General features: G+C 58.9%; 23 protein-coding genes and 1 tRNA gene. 5 read left to right on the top strand and 19 right to left on the bottom strand.

Annotated features, from left to right (window positions below; translation table 11 throughout):
- Positions 1-828: 828 nt before the first annotated feature.
- From FGE05_RS09755 to thrS, 9 genes are all read right to left on the bottom strand, one after another.
- Positions 829-905: transfer RNA gene (locus FGE05_RS09755), tRNA-Pro, on the bottom strand.
- Positions 906-995: 90 nt separating this feature from the next.
- A complete protein-coding gene (locus FGE05_RS09760; RefSeq protein ID WP_003179985.1) occupies positions 996-1,352 on the bottom strand; it encodes a MerR family transcriptional regulator in 357 nt (118 codons plus the stop codon).
- Positions 1,333-1,635, bottom strand: coding sequence for an integration host factor subunit alpha (gene ihfA / locus FGE05_RS09765; protein ID WP_002553164.1), 303 nt, complete (start codon positions 1,633-1,635; stop codon positions 1,333-1,335). Before ihfA ends, FGE05_RS09760 begins: the two co-directional genes overlap by 20 nt.
- Before the next feature lie 3 nt (positions 1,636-1,638).
- Positions 1,639-4,017: a phenylalanine--tRNA ligase subunit beta gene (gene pheT, locus FGE05_RS09770; protein ID WP_139644395.1), complete on the bottom strand. Its 2,379-nt coding sequence runs from the start codon at positions 4,015-4,017 to the stop codon at positions 1,639-1,641.
- A gap of 35 nt (positions 4,018-4,052) precedes the next feature.
- Positions 4,053-5,069 (bottom strand): phenylalanine--tRNA ligase subunit alpha, encoded by a 1,017-nt coding sequence (pheS, locus tag FGE05_RS09775; RefSeq protein ID WP_139644397.1) that lies wholly within the window; start codon positions 5,067-5,069, stop codon positions 4,053-4,055.
- A 109-nt stretch (positions 5,070-5,178) separates the two neighbouring features.
- Complete coding sequence (rplT, locus tag FGE05_RS09780) at positions 5,179-5,535, bottom strand: 50S ribosomal protein L20 (protein WP_024779372.1); 357 nt, start codon at positions 5,533-5,535, stop codon at positions 5,179-5,181.
- 30 nt (positions 5,536-5,565) lie between these two features.
- Entirely contained in the window at positions 5,566-5,760 is a 195-nt protein-coding gene (rpmI, locus tag FGE05_RS09785) for a 50S ribosomal protein L35 (RefSeq protein ID WP_002553160.1), read from the bottom strand.
- 60 nt (positions 5,761-5,820) lie between these two features.
- Positions 5,821-6,372 carry a translation initiation factor IF-3 gene (gene infC, locus FGE05_RS09790; protein ID WP_169432615.1) on the bottom strand — a complete coding sequence of 184 codons (552 nt, stop codon included), beginning with the start codon at positions 6,370-6,372 and terminating at the stop codon, positions 5,821-5,823.
- Positions 6,372-8,294, bottom strand: coding sequence for a threonine--tRNA ligase (gene thrS / locus FGE05_RS09795; RefSeq protein WP_024779373.1), 1,923 nt, complete (start codon positions 8,292-8,294; stop codon positions 6,372-6,374). Before thrS ends, infC begins: the two co-directional genes overlap by 1 nt.
- A 481-nt stretch (positions 8,295-8,775) precedes the next feature.
- Between thrS and FGE05_RS09800 the strand changes: the two genes are divergently transcribed.
- Positions 8,776-9,078 carry a hypothetical protein gene (locus FGE05_RS09800; protein ID WP_139644399.1) on the top strand — a complete coding sequence of 101 codons (303 nt, stop codon included), beginning with the start codon at positions 8,776-8,778 and terminating at the stop codon, positions 9,076-9,078.
- A 290-nt stretch (positions 9,079-9,368) separates the two neighbouring features.
- Positions 9,369-9,581: a cold-shock protein gene (locus FGE05_RS09805; RefSeq protein WP_003179963.1), complete on the top strand. Its 213-nt coding sequence runs from the start codon at positions 9,369-9,371 to the stop codon at positions 9,579-9,581.
- A 68-nt stretch (positions 9,582-9,649) separates the two neighbouring features.
- On the opposite strand, the gene FGE05_RS09810 is transcribed toward FGE05_RS09805, so the two are convergent.
- Entirely contained in the window at positions 9,650-9,961 is a 312-nt protein-coding gene (locus tag FGE05_RS09810) for an I78 family peptidase inhibitor (protein WP_139644401.1), read from the bottom strand.
- A 163-nt stretch (positions 9,962-10,124) separates the two neighbouring features.
- A complete protein-coding gene (locus tag FGE05_RS09815; protein WP_139644403.1) occupies positions 10,125-10,430 on the bottom strand; it encodes a hypothetical protein in 306 nt (101 codons plus the stop codon).
- A 129-nt stretch (positions 10,431-10,559) separates the two neighbouring features.
- On the opposite strand from FGE05_RS09815, the gene FGE05_RS09820 reads away from it, so the two are divergent.
- Positions 10,560-10,757 (top strand): hypothetical protein, encoded by a 198-nt coding sequence (locus tag FGE05_RS09820; protein WP_139644405.1) that lies wholly within the window; start codon positions 10,560-10,562, stop codon positions 10,755-10,757.
- A gap of 124 nt (positions 10,758-10,881) precedes the next feature.
- Here FGE05_RS09820 and FGE05_RS09825 read toward each other — a convergent pair whose 3' ends face one another.
- From FGE05_RS09825 to FGE05_RS09855, 7 genes are read right to left on the bottom strand one after another with little or no spacing between them, the layout of a single operon-like run.
- Positions 10,882-11,910 (bottom strand): nucleoside hydrolase, encoded by a 1,029-nt coding sequence (locus FGE05_RS09825; protein WP_139644407.1) that lies wholly within the window; start codon positions 11,908-11,910, stop codon positions 10,882-10,884.
- Positions 11,911-11,932: 22 nt separating this feature from the next.
- Positions 11,933-12,337 carry a D-ribose pyranase gene (gene rbsD / locus FGE05_RS09830; RefSeq protein ID WP_139644409.1) on the bottom strand — a complete coding sequence of 135 codons (405 nt, stop codon included), beginning with the start codon at positions 12,335-12,337 and terminating at the stop codon, positions 11,933-11,935.
- On the bottom strand, positions 12,334-13,248 hold the full coding sequence (gene rbsK, locus FGE05_RS09835) for a ribokinase (RefSeq protein ID WP_139644411.1): 915 nt from the start codon (positions 13,246-13,248) through the stop codon (positions 12,334-12,336). The genes rbsD and rbsK overlap by 4 nt, the downstream gene beginning before the upstream one ends.
- A 23-nt stretch (positions 13,249-13,271) precedes the next feature.
- Entirely contained in the window at positions 13,272-14,291 is a 1,020-nt protein-coding gene (locus tag FGE05_RS09840) for a LacI family DNA-binding transcriptional regulator (RefSeq protein WP_139644413.1), read from the bottom strand.
- Positions 14,292-14,294: 3 nt separating this feature from the next.
- Positions 14,295-15,272 carry an ABC transporter permease gene (locus FGE05_RS09845; protein ID WP_041024377.1) on the bottom strand — a complete coding sequence of 326 codons (978 nt, stop codon included), beginning with the start codon at positions 15,270-15,272 and terminating at the stop codon, positions 14,295-14,297.
- Complete coding sequence (locus FGE05_RS09850; RefSeq protein ID WP_139644415.1) at positions 15,269-16,822, bottom strand: sugar ABC transporter ATP-binding protein; 1,554 nt, start codon at positions 16,820-16,822, stop codon at positions 15,269-15,271. Before FGE05_RS09850 ends, FGE05_RS09845 begins: the two co-directional genes overlap by 4 nt.
- 56 nt (positions 16,823-16,878) lie before the next feature.
- Complete coding sequence (locus tag FGE05_RS09855) at positions 16,879-17,835, bottom strand: sugar ABC transporter substrate-binding protein (RefSeq protein ID WP_041024379.1); 957 nt, start codon at positions 17,833-17,835, stop codon at positions 16,879-16,881.
- 288 nt (positions 17,836-18,123) lie between these two features.
- On the opposite strand from FGE05_RS09855, the gene FGE05_RS09860 reads away from it, so the two are divergent.
- Both FGE05_RS09860 and FGE05_RS09865 read left to right on the top strand, forming a co-directional pair.
- On the top strand, positions 18,124-18,423 hold the full coding sequence (locus FGE05_RS09860) for a DUF1654 domain-containing protein (protein ID WP_052126365.1): 300 nt from the start codon (positions 18,124-18,126) through the stop codon (positions 18,421-18,423).
- A gap of 5 nt (positions 18,424-18,428) precedes the next feature.
- Entirely contained in the window at positions 18,429-19,118 is a 690-nt protein-coding gene (locus tag FGE05_RS09865; RefSeq protein ID WP_047700657.1) for an endonuclease, read from the top strand.
- A gap of 133 nt (positions 19,119-19,251) precedes the next feature.
- Here the strand turns inward: FGE05_RS09865 and FGE05_RS09870 are convergent, their stop codons facing one another.
- A complete protein-coding gene (locus tag FGE05_RS09870) occupies positions 19,252-19,617 on the bottom strand; it encodes an SPOR domain-containing protein (RefSeq protein WP_139644417.1) in 366 nt (121 codons plus the stop codon).
- Positions 19,618-19,720 lie beyond the last annotated feature (103 nt).

Raw genomic sequence — 19,720 nt, forward strand, 5'->3', positions numbered from 1 at the left:
TTGATTTGGCAGGGTTAAATACTTCATTTTCCGCTCTAAACTCGGCATCTGCAGCGGACGCTAAAAAAATTATGAGCAAATGAGGCAATCGAAGTCAGTATTGATATACAGGGAGGGAGCGTTGCAACCACGGTAAAGGAATACATGCTAAGAGGACCATCCCTAGAATAAAAAGCGTCTGCCATGATGCTTATCACCTTATCCAGTGCGCATGTATGAGTAAAGACCTTCACGATTTTTTTCTCGAAATCCGATCAGGTTGCTCGATTCAGTAGGCACGTTAGGCCGACCCACTGGTGTCGATTACTCGTCCTTCCTGAGAAGAATACACACGCCACATGCTGAAGAAGCACCTCATTGCATAGATAGGCGCCGCCCCCTTCAAAGGATCACAGCCTCACCGAACCGTCCGTTAAGCTCAACGATTATCCGGGTTTCGATTTTCCCACAAAGAGCGGAGCACGATGGAAGCGGCTACCTTAAGGATGATACAGGGGATGAAAGGCATATCGAATTGACAGAGGAACTAGGAAACCGCCCCCCTGATCGCAAGCAATCAAAAAAATTTACTAGATCCGCAGAACTTCGAAAAAGAAGGCGAAATATCAGCCTAAATGGTGCTGATGACAGATCAGAGGCAGCAAAGACAAGCGACCTCACATGGGTTGCCATGCGTAAAAACAGTCATGGCCATTTTCATCTTTCTAATGCCCATGATCAGCAATGAAGTAGAGGAAAAGAAAAAAATCCGTGGGGGTAAATGTGGGGGTATTTTTCAGACATGAAAAAGCCCAACCTTTTCAGATTGGGCTAAGTCATTGAATAATATGGTCGGGACGGAGTGATTCGAACACTCGACCCCTAGCACCCCATGCTAGTGCGCTACCGGACTGCGCTACGCCCCGACTAGGCGTGAATCTTGTTCCGCTTCTCAGCGGAACGCTCAGGAATATAACGCAAGCTTTTGAAAACTGGAAGTATTTAAAAGCAGAATTTTATTTCTTGAGCACCACCAGCACATCTTCAAGCTCGGCGATCATCTGGCGGATCATCTGTTTGTACTGGGTGGTATCGTCTTTGGCCTCGTCACCGGAGAGGCGCAGGCGCGCGCCGCCGATGGTGAAGCCCTGGTCGTACAGCAGCGCGCGGATCTGCCGGATCATCAACACGTCTTGTCGTTGATAGTATCGGCGGTTTCCGCGGCGCTTGACCGGGTTGAGTTGAGGAAACTCCTGCTCCCAATAGCGCAGCACGTGTGGTTTTACCGCACACAGCTCGCTGACTTCACCAATGGTGAAGTAGCGTTTGCCCGGGATGACGGGTAGCTCGTCGTTATGACTTGGTTCCAGCATAAGCCTCAACTCGGGCCTTCAACTTCTGCCCTGGACGAAAGGTGACCACACGGCGAGCCGTGATCGGGATTTCTTCTCCCGTTTTCGGATTGCGGCCAGGCCGCTGGCGTTTGTCCCGAAGGTCGAAATTGCCGAAACCGGACAATTTGACCTGCTCGTTGTCTTCGAGAGCGTGCCTGATTTCTTCGAAAAACAGTTCGACCAATTCTTTGGCCTCCCGTTTATTCAGGCCCAGCTCCTCGTACAGACGTTCCGCCATCTCAGCTTTCGTCAGAGCCCCCATACGTCACTTCCTTAACGTGGCGTTCAACCTGTTTTCGAGCGAGGTGAGGATATTCTGCGTTGCGGTATTCACCTCATCGTCATTAAGAGTGCGCGATGGATGCTGCCAGGTCAAGCCGACTGCAAGGCTTTTTCTATGCGGATCAATGCCTTTACCCTGATACACGTCAAATAGCCTGAGGTCCGTCAGCCATTCGCCTGCATTTTCACGGATTACGTCCAGCACAGCACTGGATGCAACGTCGCGGTCAGCCAGCAACGCCAGGTCACGGCGCACTTCAGGAAAGCGCGATAACTCCTGGAATTTCGGCATTTTCCCCAGTGCCACTTCGGCCAGAACCAGCTCGAAGACGAACACTGGACGATCGAGGCCCAGGGTTTTCGACAGTTCAGGGTGGATGGCGCCGACATAGCCGACTTCACGCCCGTCTCGCTCGATGCGCGCGGTCTGACCCGGATGCAGGGCTGGATGCTTGCCCGGCACGAAGGTGAATGCGTCAAGGGCACCGGCGAAGCCGAGTACCGCTTCCACGTCAGCCTTGACGTCAAAGAAGTCGACGACATCGCGACCTTGCGCCCAGCCTTCCGGCAGGCGGCTGCCGCAGACGACGCCGGCGAGCATCGGCTCCTGCTTCAAGCCGTCCAGTTGGCCAACGAAGCGCAGGCCGCTTTCGAACAGGCGCACGCGGTCCTGCTGACGGTTCAGGTTGTGTTGCAGCGACTTGACCAGGCCTGGCCACAGGGACGAGCGCATGGCCGCCATGTCGTTGGAGATCGGATTGGCCAGCAACAGCGGCTCGACACCCGGGTTGAACAGTTCGGACTGGCGCGGATCGATGAAGCTGTAGGTAATCGCTTCCTGATACCCACGAGCCACCAGCAGGCGGCGCAGCTCCGGCAGGTCGCTGCGGGCTTCAGCCTTGGCCTGTGGGGCCAGGCGAGCCTGCGGGTAGCGAACCGGTAGACGGTTGTAGCCGTACAGGCGGGCCAGCTCTTCGATCAGGTCGACTTCCAGGCTGATGTCAAAACGATGACTTGGCACTTCGACGCGCCACTGCCCTGCTCCATCGGCACTGACATTCAGGCCCAGGGCGCTGAGTAGACGCTCGACTTCGGCGGCGTCCATGTCCATGCCCAGCATCTGGGAAATGCGTTGGGCACGCAGGGTGACCGGTGCGATCTTGGGCAGGTGCTGTTCGCTGACGGTTTCGATGATCGGGCCGGCTTCGCCACCGGTGATTTCCAGCAGCAGGCCGGTGGCGCGCTCCATGGCTTCACGGGCCAGTTGCCAGTCCACGCCGCGCTCGTAGCGGTGCGAGGCATCGGTGTGCAGACCGTAGGAGCGGGCCTTGCCAGCGACGGCGATCTGATCGAAGAACGCGCTTTCGAGGAATACGTCCCGAGTCGACGTGGATACGCCGCTGTGCTCGCCGCCCATCACGCCGGCAATGGCCAGGGCGCGGGAGTGGTCGGCGATCACCAGGGTATCGCTGCGCAGAGTGACTTCCTGGCCGTCGAGCAGGACCAGCTTCTCGCCTTCCTCGGCCATGCGCACGCGGACGCCGCCGTTGATTTCGGCGAGATCGAACGCGTGCAGGGGTTGACCCAGCTCCAGCATCACGTAGTTGGTGATGTCGACGGCAGCGTCGATGCTGCGCACGTCGGCGCGGCGCAGGCGCTCGACCATCCACAACGGCGTCGGCTTCGACAGGTCGACGTTACGGATCACACGGCCCAGGTAACGCGGGCACGCTGTGGGTGCCAGGACCTCGACCGAACGCACTTCGTCATGCGCTGCCGGAACCGGCGCGACTGTCGGGCGAGTCACCGGGGTGTCGTACAAGGCGCCCACTTCCCGGGCCAGACCGGCCAGGGACAGGCAGTCGCCACGGTTCGGCGTCAGGTCGACCTCAATGCTGGCATCGTCCAGGCCCAGGTATTCACGGATGTCCTGGCCCACCGGCGCATCGGCCGGGAGTTCCATCAGGCCATCGTTGCCTTCGCCGATCTGCAGTTCGGCCTGGGAGCACAACATGCCGTTGGACTCGACGCCACGCAGCTTGGCCTTCTTGATCTTGAAGTCGCCCGGCAGCTCGGCACCGATCATCGCAAACGGGATCTTCAGGCCCGGGCGCACGTTTGGCGCGCCGCAGACCACCTGAAAGGTTTCCCCGCCATTGCTGACCTGGCAAACCCGCAATTTGTCAGCGTCCGGGTGTTGTTCGGTGCTCAGCACCTCGCCCACTACCACGCCGCTGAATTCACCGGCGGCCGGCGTCACGCTATCGACCTCAAGACCTGCCATCGACAGGCGAGCAACCAGCTCGTCCCGGCTTACCTGCGGGCTAACCCAGCCGCGCAGCCATTGTTCACTGAATTTCATCCTGCTCTCCTAATAGATTCGTTACGGACCGCGACCTAGCGAAATTGCGCAAGGAACCGCAAGTCGTTGTCGAAGAACAGGCGCAAGTCATTCACACCGTAACGCAGCATGGCCAGACGCTCGACGCCCATGCCGAAAGCAAACCCCGAGAACTCTTCCGGATCGATCCCGGACATACGCAGCACGTTCGGGTGAACCATGCCGCAGCCCATGACTTCCAGCCAGCCAGTCTGCTTGCAGACCCGGCAGCCCTTGCCGCTGCACATCACGCATTCCATGTCGACTTCAGCCGATGGCTCGGTGAATGGGAAGTACGAAGGGCGGAAACGCACGGCCAGCTCTTTCTCGAAGAACACCCGCAGGAACTCTTCGATGGTGCCTTTGAGGTCGGCGAAATTGATGTCGCGATCGACCAGCAGGCCTTCGACCTGGTGGAACATCGGCGAGTGGGTGATATCCGAGTCGCTACGGTACACACGGCCTGGGCAGACGATGCGGATCGGCGGCTTTTTCGATTCCATGGTGCGGACCTGTACCGGCGAGGTATGGGTGCGCAACAGCATGTTCGCGTTGAAATAGAAGGTATCGTGCATCGACCGGGCCGGGTGATGGCCTGGGATGTTGAGCGCTTCGAAGTTGTGGTAGTCGTCTTCGACCTCAGGGCCCTCGGCAATGCCATAGCCGATCCGGGTGAAGAACTGCTCGACGCGTTCCAGGGTCCGGGTCACCGGGTGCAGGCCACCGGAGGTCTGGCCACGGCCAGGCAGGGTCACGTCGATAGACTCGGCGGCGAGCTTGGCAGCCAGATCCGCCTCCTCGAACAACGCCTTGCGCGCATTGAGGACTTCTGTGACACGTTCCTTGGCGACGTTGATCAGCGCACCGACCTGCGGACGCTCTTCGGCCGGCAGGTTCCCCAGGGTCTTCATCACCTGAGTCAACTCGCCCTTCTTGCCAAGGTAGTGAACCCGGATTTGCTCCAGGGCATTGATATCTTCAGCGCTTTGCACAGCCTCTAGTGCTTGAGAGACCAGCGCATCCAGGTTTTCCATGTACAGACTCCAGATACAAAATAGGGGAAGAGCTTTAAGGCTCTTCCCCTATTTATGACGTTTAACACCTGGGCCCACAGAGGTGGACCCCGGTGACTGCCGGGGGTACTTAAGCCAAGGTGGCTTTAGCTTTCTCGACAATCGCAGCAAACGCCGCTTTTTCGTTCACTGCCAGATCAGCCAGAACCTTACGGTCGATCTCGATGGACGCCTTTTTCAGGCCAGCGATCAAACGGCTGTAGGACAGACCGTTGGTACGAGCACCAGCATTGATACGAGCGATCCACAGAGCGCGGAACTGACGTTTTTTCTGACGACGGTCACGGTAGGCGTATTGGCCTGCCTTGATTACGGCTTGCTTGGCAACACGGAATACGCGGGAACGCGCACCGTAGTAGCCTTTAGCAAGTTTCATAATTTTCTTGTGACGCTTACGGGCAATGACGCCACGCTTTACACGAGCCATGAGTTACTTCCTCTATTCTTGATCCAAAAATTAACGAAGGCGCAGCATGCGCTCGACTTTTGCCACGTCAGACGGATGCAGCAAGCTGCTACCGCGCAGTTGACGCTTACGCTTGGTCGACATTTTGGTCAGGATGTGGCTCTTGAAAGCGTGCTTGTGCTTGATGCCGTTAGCAGTTTTCAGAAACCGCTTAGCAGCACCACTTTTGGTTTTCATCTTTGGCATGTTCGGATACTCCGCATTCAGTTGATAAACATAATCGCAAGGCCTGCCGTGCCCTGGTGATTACTTCTTCTTTTTCGGGGCGATGACCATGATTAGCTGGCGTCCTTCCATCTTAGGATGCTGTTCGACCGAACCGTACTCGAGCAGGTCTTGTTCAACCCGCTTGAGGAGTTCCATCCCCAGCTCCTGGTGGGCCATCTCACGGCCGCGGAATCGCAAGGATACCTTGGCCCTGTCCCCGTCACTCAGGAAACGTACCAGGTTGCGCAGTTTTACCTGGTAATCCCCTTCCTCCGTCCCTGGACGAAACTTGATTTCTTTTACCTGAATCTGCTTCTGGTTTTTCTTCGCCGCAGCAATCTGTTTCTTCTTCTCGAAGATCGACTTGCCGTAGTCCATCACCCGGCAAACGGGTGGAACTGCGTCTGCGGAAATTTCCACCAGATCAAGCTTGGCTTCTTCAGCAATACGAAGCGCTTCATCAATCGAGACGATGCCAATCTGCTCGCCGTCAGCGCCAATTAACCGAACCTCGCGTGCCGAGATATTCTCGTTGATCGGGGCCTTCGGTGCAGCTCGTTTATCTTGTCTCATTTCACGCTTAATAATAATTACTCCGAATCTGGGCGACCACGCCGGGAAACCGCTTGCGCGAGGAACTCGGCGAATTCGGCGACGGGCATCGAGCCCAGGTCAGCACCTTCACGAGTACGCACAGCGACAGTCTGCATCTCGACCTCCCGATCTCCAATAACCAAGAGAAAGGGAACCTTGAGCAAAGTATGCTCGCGGATTTTAAAGCCGATCTTTTCATTTCTCAAGTCAGACTTGGCACGAAATCCGCTTTGGTTGAGAGTTTTTTCGACCTCAGCGGCAAAATCTGCCTGTTTATCAGTGATATTCATGATCACTGCCTGGGTCGGCGCCAGCCACGCAGGGAACGCGCCCTCGTAATGCTCGATCAGGATCCCGACGAAACGCTCGAAGGAACCGAGGATCGCACGGTGAAGCATGACCGGGTGCTTGCGACTGTTGTCTTCGGACACGTATTCGGCGCCCAGACGGATCGGCAGGTTGAAATCGAGCTGCAAGGTACCACATTGCCAGACGCGACCCAGACAATCTTTCAGGGAGAATTCGATCTTCGGACCGTAGAAAGCCCCTTCCCCCGGTTGCAGGTCGTATGCAAGGCCCGCGCTATCGAGGGCGGCCGCCAATGCGGCTTCGGCGCGATCCCATAGCTCGTCGGAGCCCACGCGTTTTTCCGGACGAGTGGACAGCTTCATCTCGACTTCGGTGAAGCCGAAGTCGCGGTAGACGTCCATGGTCAGCTTGATGAACGCAGCGGATTCAGCCTGCATCTGCTCTTCGGTGCAGAAGATGTGCGCATCGTCCTGGGTAAATGCACGCACGCGCATGATGCCGTGCAACGCACCCGACGGCTCGTTACGATGGCACGCACCGAACTCGGCCAGACGCATTGGCAGCTCGCGGTAGCTTTTCAGGCCCTGGTTGAACACCTGCACGTGGCATGGGCAGTTCATCGGCTTGATGGCGTAGTCGCGGTTTTCCGACTGGGTGGTGAACATGTTGTCCGCGTAGTTGGCCCAGTGCCCGGATTTCTCCCACAGGCTGCGGTCCACCACTTGCGGCGTCTTGATCTCCAGGTAGCCGTTTTCACGCTGGACCTGACGCATGTACTGCTCGAGCACCTGGTACATCGTCCAACCGTTAGGGTGCCAGAACACCATGCCCGGGGACTCTTCCTGGGTATGGAACAGGCCCAGGCGCTTGCCGATCTTGCGGTGATCGCGCTTCTCGGCTTCCTCGATGCGCTGGATGTAGGCCGCCAATTGCTTCTTGTCAGCCCAGGCAGTGCCGTAGACGCGCTGCAACTGCTCGTTCTTCGCGTCGCCACGCCAGTAGGCACCGGACAGCTTGGTCAGCTTGAAGGACTTCAGGAAACGGGTGTTCGGCACGTGCGGACCGCGGCACATGTCGACGTATTCTTCGTGGTAGTACAGGCCCATGGCCTGCTCGTCCGGCATGTCTTCCACCAGACGCAGCTTGTAGTCCTCGCCACGGGCCTTGAAGACTTCAATGACTTCGGCGCGCGGGGTGACTTTCTTGATGACGTCGTAATCTTTCTCGATCAGCTGCTGCATGCGCTGTTCGATGGCGGCCATGTCGTCCGGGGTAAAAGGACGCTCGAAGGCGATGTCGTAATAGAAGCCTTCGTCGATGACCGGCCCGATGACCATCTTCGCGCTCGGGTACAACTGCTTGACCGCATGGCCGACCAGGTGCGCGCAAGAGTGACGAATGATCTCCAGTCCCTCTTCATCCTTGGGGGTGATGATTTGCAGCGTGGCGTCGCTGTCGATGACATCACTGGCATCGACCAGTTTGCCGTTGACCTTGCCGGCCAGGGTGGCCTTGGCCAGGCCAGCACCGATGGATGCGGCGACCTCGGCTACGGATACCGGATGATCGAATGAACGTTGACTGCCGTCGGGAAGAGTAATAGTTGGCATGGCGCCTCCTCTCCTAGTGGTGACCCCTACCAAAGGTCACGTGGGTTGGGATGAGCCAGTACAAGATCCAGTCCAGGCCATTCAATCATGAACGCCTGCCTTACAGCGGCAGGAGCCTTGCGGCCAACCGGGAAACCGAACCAGAGTGACTGGGATTCAAATCAGGGTTATTCGAACATTTGCCGCTGCCGGGACCTGTCGTCATCCGGTGCCTGAAAATACCCGAGCCCGGCATGCTAGCACAGATGAACGGTCATCGCCGTGCTCGAATTGCAGCCTGTGGGAGCAAAGCTTGCTCGCGATCAGGTATAACAGCCGACCACAATGTTTCAGGCCCGCCCTACTATCGCGAGCAAGCTTTGCTCCCACAGGCCCTGCTCGCACCAAGCGTAAACCCCTGTTTTTTATGCCAGAGTGCTGAACTGAAACGCCCCGCAATACCTCTGATAACAAGACATCGACCCAAAAGGAGCATCCCAGCATGCGTCTGAACACGTTATTGGCAGCAGTCGCCCCCTTCGCCCTGCTACTCCCGCTGACCGCCCACGCCGATTGGCCAAAGGGCGAGCGTGAGAAATACATGGCCCAGTGCACTCAGGCGGCCACACCTCAGATCGGCGCGGCAGCAGCCAAGTCCCACTGCGCCTGTGGCGCCGATGCGATCAAATCCTACCCGGCCGCCGACATCCAGGCCCTGATGGACAACAAGGCACCCGTGGAATTGCAGCAGAAGGCGCTCGGACAGATCGCCAAATGCAAGGCTGATCCCTCGAAGAAAAAATGAGCAAACAGGCCTTTGAAGACCGCCTTGAGCCCATGAAAAACTCCGAATTTGCCTTTTTTCAGACGAATTTTGCAGGTTTTACAGCTTTTTTTATCGCCTTTACACTTGGCTGAAAGCCTTTAAAACCGGGGCTTTCAGCGGGTCAAGGCAGTAAAGAAAAGACGACTGTTCGGCAAACAGCACGTCCGGGGGGCTCCCAAATCGAACATTTCGACTATGATACCCAGGTGTGCCCAGTTGGCCTGAGCAGCACAGCACTACTGAAAATATATGTTTCTTGGAGATACACCATGTCTAATCGCCAAACCGGCACCGTTAAATGGTTCAACGATGAAAAAGGCTTCGGCTTCATCACTCCTCAAGGTGGCGGTGACGACCTGTTCGTACACTTCAAAGCTATCGAAAGCGACGGTTTCAAAAGCCTGAAAGAAGGCCAAACCGTTTCCTTCGTGGCTGAGAAAGGCCAAAAGGGTATGCAAGCTGCACAAGTTCGCCCAGAGTAATTTCTCGGCGCGCTAAAAAAACCCCGTCCATGTGACGGGGTTTTTTATGAGCGGTTGAAAACGGCGGCTCAGCCGCAGTTCACCCGATTGACCACCAGGTTGGCATCGGTATTGAGATTCAGGCGATCGGAGCGGTACTCAAGCGTCACCATGTCGTTGGGCTTGAGGATCCGGGCAATCTGCGCGCCGGACCGGGTGCGGGCCTGTTCCAGCAATTGCGGCGAGGCCTGTTTGCCGATGGCAAATTCGGCGGCCTTTGCTTCGCAGCGGTCGTAATGGGTCTCGGCGGCAACCGGATCAGGGGACGATTCAGCGCTGCTGCAACCGTGCAAGAACCCGGCGGCCAGCAAAATACCCAATGACGCGAGCTTCCAAGGCATGAAGCCTCCTTTCTTTGATCAATAAACAGAGAGCGTGCGACAACCCAAACGAAGTTTGGTTTCAACGGAAGGGCCGCTCTAGCGCTCCCACCTGGAAAACCGGCAGTTTGCCTGAGCCGACACCTCCGGTCAGACATGAATCGTGACTGAATATGTTCGACACTCAATAAACGTCAATGTAGTCGAAAGGTGGATTCGGCCAATTGTCTTTCAGGGCATTGTAGATCTGCATGACCCAGACCTCGTCACTGGCAGCGACCCGTCCGACATATCCCGACCCCTTTGCCCACGTTTCGAGCCGAAACAGCAAGCCATCGATGTCGGTCCCCCCCACCACACCCGAAGACAGATAGGCGATACCGCCCTTGGTCACGCGCAATTGCGTGTGTTCGTCGTCGCTGGCCGATGCCAGCAACTGGCGAACGGCGTCGAGGGTCAGCCCGTCAGGCGCGTTCAAATCGATCTGCACGGCGAACTCCTTGAACAATTAAAGAAACAAGTGTCGCACAGCCCTTACCCGATGCCTAAGTCGCAGTGCCAAACCCTGGGCAAAAGTGGTTAACTCAACCTACAGACCTCTCAACCCGCGAGTCCTGCCATGAGCATCATCAGCATCGAAGCCACCATCAATGCCAAATGGTCGGAGGGCCACAGCTCCTATAGCCCTGGCAGCCCCGAGGAACTGGCAATCATTGGTATAGAGCTGTTGGTGAAGGAATTGGGCACGGAGGTGGCCCGGAACTTCATCCAGCAAGCATTCGAACGCTACCCGAGCGCCATCGATGCCGTGAAGTGAGGCGACACCAGGAACCGGTGGGAGCCGAGCTTGCTCGCGATGGCGGCGGACCAGCCAACATTATTGTCGACTGAAAATCCTATCGCGAGCGGCTCGCGCCCACGGGTCTTGTGCTTGAGGCGGATTACTTGAGACGCGCCAGACGCTCGGTCAACAGGTCAAAGAAGCCCTGGGCATCGCCGTTTTCCACCCAGAATGCATTCTTGGGCGCCTTCAGGCCGTCGTACCAGTCCACGATGGTCTGCCCGAAGGTCGGTCCCTCGCGGCTGTCCACCACGACATTGACCGAGCGACCGGTGAACAGCTGCGGCTTGAGCAGGTAGGCAATCACCGTCGCGTCATGCACCGGCCCGCCCGACATGCCGTAGTGCTCCATATCGCCCTTGACGTATTCGTTGAGGATATCGCCCACCAGCTTGCTGGCATTGTTGTTCACGGCCGCGATCTGCTTGAGGCGAGCTTCACTGGTGAGGATCTTGTGGGTCACGTCCAGCGGCAGGTAGGTCAGCTTCACACCGCTTTTGGCGACCACCTCGGCGGCCTGCGGGTCGGCGAACAGATTGAATTCGGCCACCGGCGTGATGTTGCCGCCATTGAAGTGCGCGCCACCCATGACCACCACTTCCTTGATGCCCTGGACGATGTCCGGCTCCTGGATCAGCGCCAGGGCCAGGTTGGTCTGCGGACCGAGCATGGCAATGGTGATGCTGTGGGGTTTGGCCGTCTTGAGGGTGTCGATCAGGTAGTTGACGGCGTTGCCCTTGGCCAGCCCTTTTTTCGGCTCATGGACGGTGACACCCGACAGGCCTTCCTTGCCATGGATGTTTTCCGCGTAGATAGGGGTGCGCATCATCGGCTTCGGCGCTCCGGCGTACACCGGCACGTCTTCGCGCCCTGCCCATTCCCGGGCCAGACGAGCGTTGCGGGAGGTCTTGTCCAGGCGCACGTTGCCCGCAACGGTGGTCAGCGCACGGATCTGCAATTCTTCGGGGGATGCCAGGGCAAACAACAAGGCGACCACGTCGTCGGCCCCGGGATCGGTGTCGATGATCAGATCGATTTTTTCCGCCGCCTGGGCGCTCGTAGCGGTGATCAGTGACAACAGCAGCAGACTCCGGAACAGTTGATGCATTTTCTGAGCATAGCGGTGCATGGTGCACTCCTTGTGCGGGGTTTTAGAAGGTGACTCCAGCAATCAGTACAACGTTGCAGTACGGAGAGCATTCTCCTGTACGAACAATCGCCCGAGCTTGTCGGCTGAGGACCTTGAATTGCTCATGACTGACCAACTCCCGTGCCCCCATTGCACCTTCGGCCTGCAACGATTCCAGCGTCGACAGGGCCGAGGGTTGCTTATCGAAGATTTCAGTCGCCAACACATGGCTTTCCACCTGCATTTCGCTGAGCACCACTTTCAGGGTACTGACGAAATCGGGAATGCCGTGGGTCAGGGCCAGGTCGATTAACTCGACCCCGGGAGGGACCGGCAGCCCGGCATCACCAATGACCACCTTATCGCCATGACCGAGGGAGGCGATCAGTCGTGAGAGGGCCACATTCAACAAGGGTGTCTTTTTCATGATTGGAAAGCCTGTACTTCCAGCAATGTGGGGATGGAGGGCTGGGCCCCGACACGGGTGACCGACAGCGCCGCGGCGACCTGACCGAAACGAATCGCCTCGACTTCGGTTTTTCCATTGGCCAGGGCCGCCGCAAAGCCACCGACAAAGGTATCCCCCGCCGCCGTGGTGTCCACAGCCTTGACCCGCGGCGCCGGGAAGTGTTCGAAGCTAGAGCCATTGGCGAACATCAGCCCTTGGGCGCCCAGCGTCACGACCACCTTGCCGGCGCCGGCGGCGATCAACTGCGCCGCGGCCGCTTCGGCGGTTTCCAGGGAGTCCACCGCCAGCCCGCTCAGCATGGCCGCTTCGCTTTCATTGGGAATCAGGTAGTCGACACACGCGTACCAGTCGGCTGGAAGCGCACGGGAAGCCGGTGCCGGGTTGAGAATGACGATCTTGCCCAGCTCGCGGCCGCGCTTGAGTGCATGGCCGACCGTGGCGTCGGGCACTTCGAGCTGGCAGATGATGACATCGGCGTCCTGTAGCGCCTGGTCGAAACCGTCCAGGACCTCAGGCGTGAGGGCACCATTGGCACCCGCGACGATGACAATCGCATTCTGGCTGTTGTCATCGACCACGATCAGCGCCACGCCGCTGGCCCCCTCCACGACGCTGACCGCCTGGCAATCGATGCCCTCGGCCAGCAGCGCGCCTCGCAACTCCTGGCCATAGGCATCACTGCCCACGCACCCGACCATGGACACTTGCGCGCCGAGGCGCGCGGCAGCCACCGCCTGGTTGGCGCCCTTGCCCCCCGCAATGGTGGAGAACGACTCGCCGATCAGCGTTTCACCGCCCCGGGGCAGACGCGGCGCGCGCGTCACCAGGTCCATGTTCAGGCTGCCAATTACCACTACTTTTGCAGACATACGTCACTACTCATCCATTCGGTTCAGCGGTACTGGGCGAATGCGCCGGACAGCGGCGCAGTCGACTCTCGCAAGACAATGCTGGGCGTCACGATCCGTTGATCAGTGGCAAGCCCGGGCGTGGCGATCCGCCGCAACAACACTTCCGCCGCCATTTCGCCAAGTTGCAGGATCGATTGCCCCACCGTGGTCAGCGCCGGATAGACATAGCGGCTCATCTGGATATCGTCGAAACCGATGACCGACAGTTCGCTGGGCACCCGCACATTGCGCTCGGCGGCGGCTCGCAGCACACCGATGCCAATCATGTCGTTGGCCGCAAAAATCGCGCTGGGTGGCTGGCGTTCAAGCAACTCGGCTGCGGCGCGGTAACCGCCCGTGCTGGTGAAATCGCTTTCGAGCATACGCTCGACGGGCAGTTCGATCCCCGCCTCTTTCAGCGCACGGCAGTAACCGGCCAGGCGCATCTGCGCCACGCTGGTGTCCGCCGGCCCGCCGATAAAGGCGATATCGTGGTGCCCCAACTCCAGCAGGTGCCGGGTCGCCAGGTACGCGCCATATTCGTGATCGATGCGCACCAGGTCCGCATCGACGCCGTCCAGCCCACGGTCGACGATGACCATGGGCGTGCGCACGCCGGCCAGTCCCTGAGCCAGGCCGGCGTCGCCACCGGCGGAAGCGACGATCAGGCCATCAATGCGTTTTTCCAGCAGCACCCGCAGGTAACTGCGCTGCTTGTCCGGGTTGTCGTCGGAGTTGCACAGGATCACGCAATAACCGTTGCGCTCGCAGTAATCCTCGATCCCCCGGGCCAGTTCGGCAAAGTAAGGGTTGAGGCTGTTGGGCACCAGCAGGCCAATGGTCGCCGTGGTCTTGGCCTTGAGGGAACGGGCTACCGCGCTGGGAACATAGTCGAGGCGCTTGATCGCCGCCTCGACCTTGAGCCGCACCTCTTCGCTGACCGGCCGGGTCTTGTTTACGACATGGGACACCGTCGTATAGGAAATCCCCGCGAGCGCCGCTACATCCTTGATCGTCGCCATGGCTCAGGACCGCCGGCTGGCGCGTTGGCTGCGGTAGGTGTCCAGCACCACCGCGACCACGATCACCGCACCGGTAATGATGCGCTTGGTCGGCTCGGTCGCGCCGATCTGCGCCAGGCCCGCCGCCAGCACGGAGATGATCAACACGCCAAAGAAGGTACTGATGACCGAACCGCGCCCGCCCATCAGACTGGTACCACCGATCACCACGGCGGCAATGACCTGCAGCTCGAGCCCGGAACCCGCATTCGGGTCCGCTGCCTCCAGACGGGAAATCTGGAACAGCGCCGCCACACCGGCCAGCAAGCCCATCAGGCTGAATACCAGGATCTTGTAAGGCTTCGGATTGATACCGGCCAGGCGCACCGCTTCTTCGTTGGTGCCGATGCCGATCAGGTAGCGACCGAACACCGTACGGGTCAGAACGGCCTGGGCAATGAAGATCACCAGCAAGGCAATGATGAAGGACGGTGAAATACCGAACGCAATCGGGTTGGACAACCAGGCGAAGGAGTCGCCGATATAAGCCGTCCGGGACCCGGTCATCTGGTACGCGAGGCCGCGGGCCATCTCCAGCACGCCCAGGGAGACGATGAACGATGGAATCCGCCAGGCCACGGTAATCGAACCGGTGACGGTCCCCGCCAGCGCCGCCACGGCCATGCCCAGCAAGGCCGAGGGCCAGACGCTCCAGCCCCAACCGAGCACGGCGACGCTGACCGTCGAGGCCGCCAGCGCCAGCACCGAGCCCACCGACAGGTCGATGCCGCCGATGATCAGGATGAACGTCATGCCGACCGCCAGCACCATGAGGTCGGGAATCTGGTTCGCCAGGGTGCTGAACGTGTCATAGGAAAGGAAGTGGCTGCTCAGGACCGAGAACAGCGCGACCATGGCCAGCAGCGCGCCGGCCAGGCCCAGGTAGGTGCCGAGGCCATAGAAGTTGCCACTCGGCTTGCTGACGGCAGATGCGGTTTTCATGAAAATTCCCTAGGCGCCGCTTCGTTGAGCAACGCGTCACGTTTCTGGTAGCCGGCGAATGCGGCGGCAAGCAAGTCATCCTGGGTCCAGCTGTCGCGCTCGAAGGTGTCGATCAGGCGTCCGGCGGACAGCACGCCGATCCGGTCACAGATCAGCATCAGCTCCCGCAGATCGCTGGACACCACGACCAGCGCCTTGCCCTGGCGGGTCAATTCGCCAAGCAACGCATAGATGTCGAATTTCGCGCCGACGTCGATACCACGGGTGGGTTCGTCGAACAACAGCACCGAACAATCGCGTTCGAGCCAGCGACCGATCACCACCTTTTGCTGATTGCCACCCGACAATTCAGACACCAGCTGTGTCGGGCTGGAACTGCGGATGCGCATGGCATCGATCTGCCGCCGGGCCAGGGACAGTTCGTCGCTGCCGTTGACGATACCGGCACTGGAAATCTCCGGCATGTTACCCAAGGCGATGTTGGCGGCAATGGATTGGGTCAACAACAAGCCCTCGCCCTTGCGGTCCTCGGTGATCAAGGCAATGCCATGGGCCACCGCATCGGCCGGCGAGCGGATATTGGCGACGGTGGCCGGTGAACCCAACGCCACGGTCCCGCTGTCGGCCGCATCGGCGCCGAAGATCAGCCGCAGCAGTTCGGTACGCCCTGCCCCGATCAGGCCGGAGATGCCGAATATCTCGCCACTGCGGACTTCGAAGGACACATCGCGAACCTTGTCGGAGCGACTCAGGCCCTTGACGGTCAGTGCCGGCGCGCCGATCTGCCGCGGACCCAGGTCGATGTGCTCGCCCAGCTCCCGACCGACCATCAGCGTCACCAACTGCTCGCTGTTGTAATTGGCCATCGGCTCGACGCAGACCAGATTACCGTCGCGCAGCACCGCAATGCGCTGGGCGACCCGTGCCAGCTCTTCGAGGCGATGGGAAATATAAATGATCGAAACGCCCCGAGCCTGCAGGCGGGTGATCTGTTCGAACAGCATCTCGACCTCCCGCGCCGTCAGCATGGCGGTCGGCTCGTCGAGAATCAGCACATGGCAATCGCCAATCAGGTTGCGGGCGATCTCGACCATCTGCTGGTGACCGATGCCCAGCTCGCCGACCAGGGTGTCGGGATCGATTGCATCGAGCCCTACCTGCGCCATGGCTGTCATCGCGGCCTTGCGCAACTGCTTGCGGCTGATCCAGCCGGCACGACTGGGCAGGTTGTCGAGGAACAGGTTCTCAGCCACGGACAGGGTCGGCAGCAGGTTGAGTTCCTGCATGACCATCCGCACGCCCAGCTCTTCGGCCTGGGTACGGCTGCCGGGGCGATAATCCTGTCCCTGGAATTGCATCTGCCCGGTCGTCGGTGTCACCAACCCACCGATGATCTTGGACAGGGTACTTTTACCGGCGCCATTTTCACCGGTCAGTGCCAATACCTCACCACGCATCAACGTCAGGTCGATGTCGGTCAGTACTGGCTGGGCATAGGTTTTACCGATGCCACTGACAGTCAGGACAGCGTTCGGGTCGGAAACGGACATAAAGACTCTCCATGTGCTCGCCCGAATGGGCGAGCACCACTACATCGCCAGGACGATTACTTCGTAACCAGCTCGACCGGCGTTTCGATCACACCGTTGGCACCGCTGTCGACTTTCTCGCCCTTGAGGATCTTAAGGGCCGTCTCGATACCGAAGACCGCCTGCTTGGCGGCAAACTGGTCGGCGGTCGCCAGGACACGACCGTCCTTGAGCATGGGTTTGATGGCGTTGATGTTATCGTAACCGACCACCTGCACCTTGCCTGCCTTGCCGGCGGCACGCACCGCGGACACTGCGCCCACCGCCATGCTGTCGTTACCGGCCAGCAACGCCTTGATGTTCGGGTATTCGCTGAGCATCGACGCGGCCACCTGGTTGCCCTTGTTGATTTCCCAGTCGCCCGATTGCAGGGAAACGACCTTGACCTGCGCCGCCTCCATTGCATCCTTGAAGCCTGCGGTCCGCGCCTGGGCGTTGGTGGTGGTGGACACACCTTCGATGATGCCGACCTCGTCACCGGCCTTGAGCTGCTTGGCGAGGTATTCACCGACCAGGCGCGCCCCCTTGCGGTTGTCGGGGCCTACGAACGGCACGTTGATGTTCTTGCTCTTGACCACGGCGGGGTCGAGTTGGTTGTCGATGTTGATCACCGTGATACCGGCGTCGACGGCTTTCTTGATCACCGGCACCATGGCCTTGGAATCGGCGGGCGCGATGATGAGGGCGTCGACCTTGGACACGATCATCTGCTCGACGATGCGGATCTGGTTGGCTGTGTCGGTTTCATCCTTGATCCCGTTGGAGATCAGGTCGAAATCGGCGGAGTGTTCCTTCTGATAGGCCTTGGCGCCGTCTTCCATGGTCAGGAAGAATTCGTTGGCCAGGGATTTCATGACCAGGGCGACCTTGGGTTTTTCGGCGGTCTGGGCGAATGCCGAGGAGAACGGCAACGCAGTGGATGCGGCCGCGAGCATGGCGACAGCGAGAAGGCGTCCAGCGAATGGCAACTTCATGGGTTCACTCCGATCTTATGATTATTGTGAGCAAATCAGTGCACGGAACGCCGCGCAAACGTTTGCGTGAAGTGAACTATGGTAAGGCTTTGGGGATTTGTCAACGTTGCGGTTGCGTTCACAGGGTCTAGTGATCACGCCACCGCTTCGAACCCATCGAGCTGGACAGCGTACCTGAAGTTACCGCTGTCAGCTTTTCAGTCTTAGCGATAAATAATCATTTTTTCCCACACCAAAACGTCAAAAGCGCTGTCAGACGATTTTCTTGAATTTTAAGCAGTTGCGTAAATGCCTACGGTTAAATACTGTATGCACGTACAGCTTAATAAGGATAATCCTGTGGCCACGCCCTCCGCTGCAACTACCCCCTTAGATTCCTATACAAAACTCGGCCTGCGGGTCTCGAAAATCATCAACGCCCCCACCGCACAAAAAGCCAAGGCAGCCCTGATCTTTCGCCTTCCCGACGAACCCATGGAGGAATGGGAGCGCCTGCTGGAAGAAATCGACGAGAACGACAACGTGACCCTCGCCTATCGCGACGATGGTGGTGTGCAGGTTTTCTGGGTTGTGCCGAAGGAAGATTGAGTCCGATGAAAGTCCGCTGTGTTGCTTTACTGCTTGTGCTCATCGCCACAGGCGCCCAGGCCGGGGCCCCTCGTACCTTCAACGAAGCCAAGAAAGTCGCCTGGAAACTCTACGCCCCGCAATCCACCGAGTTCTATTGCGGCTGCAAGTACACCGGCAATCGCGTCAACCTGGCGGCTTGCGGTTATGTACCGCGCAAGAACGCCAGTCGCGCCGCCCGTATCGAATGGGAACATATCGTTCCGGCGTGGCAGATCGGTCATCAGCGCCAGTGCTGGCAACAAGGCGGGCGCAAGAACTGCACCCGCTACGACCCGGTCTATCAACGGGCCGAAGCCGATCTTCACAACCTGGTGCCCAGCATCGGGGAAGTGAACGGTGATCGGAACAACTTCAGCTTCGGCTGGCTGCCGGTGCAAAAGGGCCAATACGGCTCATGCCTGACCCAGGTGGATTTCAAGGCGAAGAAAGTCATGCCACGGCCGTCCATACGAGGAATGATCGCCCGAACGTATTTCTACATGAGCAAGCAATATGGCCTGCAACTGTCGAAACAGGATCGGCGCCTGTACGAAGCCTGGGACAAGACCTACCCGGTGGAAAGCTGGGAACGCCAACGCAACCAGAGCGTGGCCTGCGTCATGGGGCGTGGTAACGAGTTCGTGGGCCCGGTGGACCTGAAAGCCTGCGGCTGACCTGTATTTGTGAACAGCACAAAGCAACTGTGGGAGCGAGCCTGCTCGCGATAGCGGTATGTCAGTCACTTCAGCATCGACTGATTCACCGCTATCGCGAGCAGGCTCGCTCCCACAGGTTTGTTCTATCCGATCATTGAGCCGTCGGGAAATCCACCACCTGCGTCTCGATGTTACGCTTCTTGGCCCGAACCAGAGCTGCAGTGACCTGCTCATGCTTGGCCTCGGCCTCGGCCTTGGAGCTGAACGGTCCGACCAGGACCCGCTCCTTGCCATTTTCCCTGACCACGCTCGACATGAAGCTATGCTCGATCAGCCATCCGGTCAGGTCGCTGATAGCCTGCGGCGTCTCGCCCCGAACCTCGACCCCCCATTGCGGCGCAGCAGCGACTGCCGGTGCGGAAGACGCGAATGGCTTCGGCTTCGGTGCTTCGACCTCACGCCCCTCACCGCATCCCGCCAGCATCAACACCGCGATAACCCAAGCCAATTTGCGCACAACGTTTCCTCTGGAAGACATGAGGGAAAGATTTTAGCACTCACATCCACCAAGAACCCCGCAAACAGTACGCAAAACACGAGAATCCTGCCCGGTCTCTCTG

Origin of the sequence: Pseudomonas sp. ICMP22404 (assembly GCF_006227205.1) — a bacterium.
In the GTDB taxonomy this organism is placed as follows: Bacteria; Pseudomonadota; Gammaproteobacteria; order Pseudomonadales; family Pseudomonadaceae; genus Aquipseudomonas.

What these genes read in the sequence shown, in the direction of transcription:
- FGE05_RS09840 (WP_139644413.1), bottom strand. Translation starts at nt 14,291, where the DNA reads ATGGCGACGATCAAGGATGTAGCGGCGCTCGCGGGGATTTCCTATACG.
- FGE05_RS09810 (WP_139644401.1), bottom strand. Translation starts at nt 9,961, where the DNA reads ATGCCTTGGAAGCTCGCGTCATTGGGTATTTTGCTGGCCGCCGGGTTC.
- pheT (WP_139644395.1), bottom strand. Translation starts at nt 4,017, where the DNA reads ATGAAATTCAGTGAACAATGGCTGCGCGGCTGGGTTAGCCCGCAGGTA.
- rplT (WP_024779372.1), bottom strand. Translation starts at nt 5,535, where the DNA reads ATGGCTCGTGTAAAGCGTGGCGTCATTGCCCGTAAGCGTCACAAGAAA.
- FGE05_RS09850 (WP_139644415.1), bottom strand. Translation starts at nt 16,822, where the DNA reads ATGTCCGTTTCCGACCCGAACGCTGTCCTGACTGTCAGTGGCATCGGT.
- FGE05_RS09855 (WP_041024379.1), bottom strand. Translation starts at nt 17,835, where the DNA reads ATGAAGTTGCCATTCGCTGGACGCCTTCTCGCTGTCGCCATGCTCGCG.
- FGE05_RS09845 (WP_041024377.1), bottom strand. Translation starts at nt 15,272, where the DNA reads ATGAAAACCGCATCTGCCGTCAGCAAGCCGAGTGGCAACTTCTATGGC.
- FGE05_RS09805 (WP_003179963.1), top strand. Translation starts at nt 9,369, where the DNA reads ATGTCTAATCGCCAAACCGGCACCGTTAAATGGTTCAACGATGAAAAA.
- pheS (WP_139644397.1), bottom strand. Translation starts at nt 5,069, where the DNA reads ATGGAAAACCTGGATGCGCTGGTCTCTCAAGCACTAGAGGCTGTGCAA.
- thrS (WP_024779373.1), bottom strand. Translation starts at nt 8,294, where the DNA reads ATGCCAACTATTACTCTTCCCGACGGCAGTCAACGTTCATTCGATCAT.
- rbsK (WP_139644411.1), bottom strand. Translation starts at nt 13,248, where the DNA reads ATGTCTGCAAAAGTAGTGGTAATTGGCAGCCTGAACATGGACCTGGTG.
- FGE05_RS09800 (WP_139644399.1), top strand. Translation starts at nt 8,776, where the DNA reads ATGCGTCTGAACACGTTATTGGCAGCAGTCGCCCCCTTCGCCCTGCTA.
- FGE05_RS09820 (WP_139644405.1), top strand. Translation starts at nt 10,560, where the DNA reads ATGAGCATCATCAGCATCGAAGCCACCATCAATGCCAAATGGTCGGAG.
- FGE05_RS09825 (WP_139644407.1), bottom strand. Translation starts at nt 11,910, where the DNA reads ATGCACCGCTATGCTCAGAAAATGCATCAACTGTTCCGGAGTCTGCTG.
- ihfA (WP_002553164.1), bottom strand. Translation starts at nt 1,635, where the DNA reads ATGGGGGCTCTGACGAAAGCTGAGATGGCGGAACGTCTGTACGAGGAG.
- FGE05_RS09760 (WP_003179985.1), bottom strand. Translation starts at nt 1,352, where the DNA reads ATGCTGGAACCAAGTCATAACGACGAGCTACCCGTCATCCCGGGCAAA.
- rbsD (WP_139644409.1), bottom strand. Translation starts at nt 12,337, where the DNA reads ATGAAAAAGACACCCTTGTTGAATGTGGCCCTCTCACGACTGATCGCC.
- rpmI (WP_002553160.1), bottom strand. Translation starts at nt 5,760, where the DNA reads ATGCCAAAGATGAAAACCAAAAGTGGTGCTGCTAAGCGGTTTCTGAAA.
- FGE05_RS09865 (WP_047700657.1), top strand. Translation starts at nt 18,429, where the DNA reads ATGAAAGTCCGCTGTGTTGCTTTACTGCTTGTGCTCATCGCCACAGGC.
- FGE05_RS09860 (WP_052126365.1), top strand. Translation starts at nt 18,124, where the DNA reads ATGCCTACGGTTAAATACTGTATGCACGTACAGCTTAATAAGGATAAT.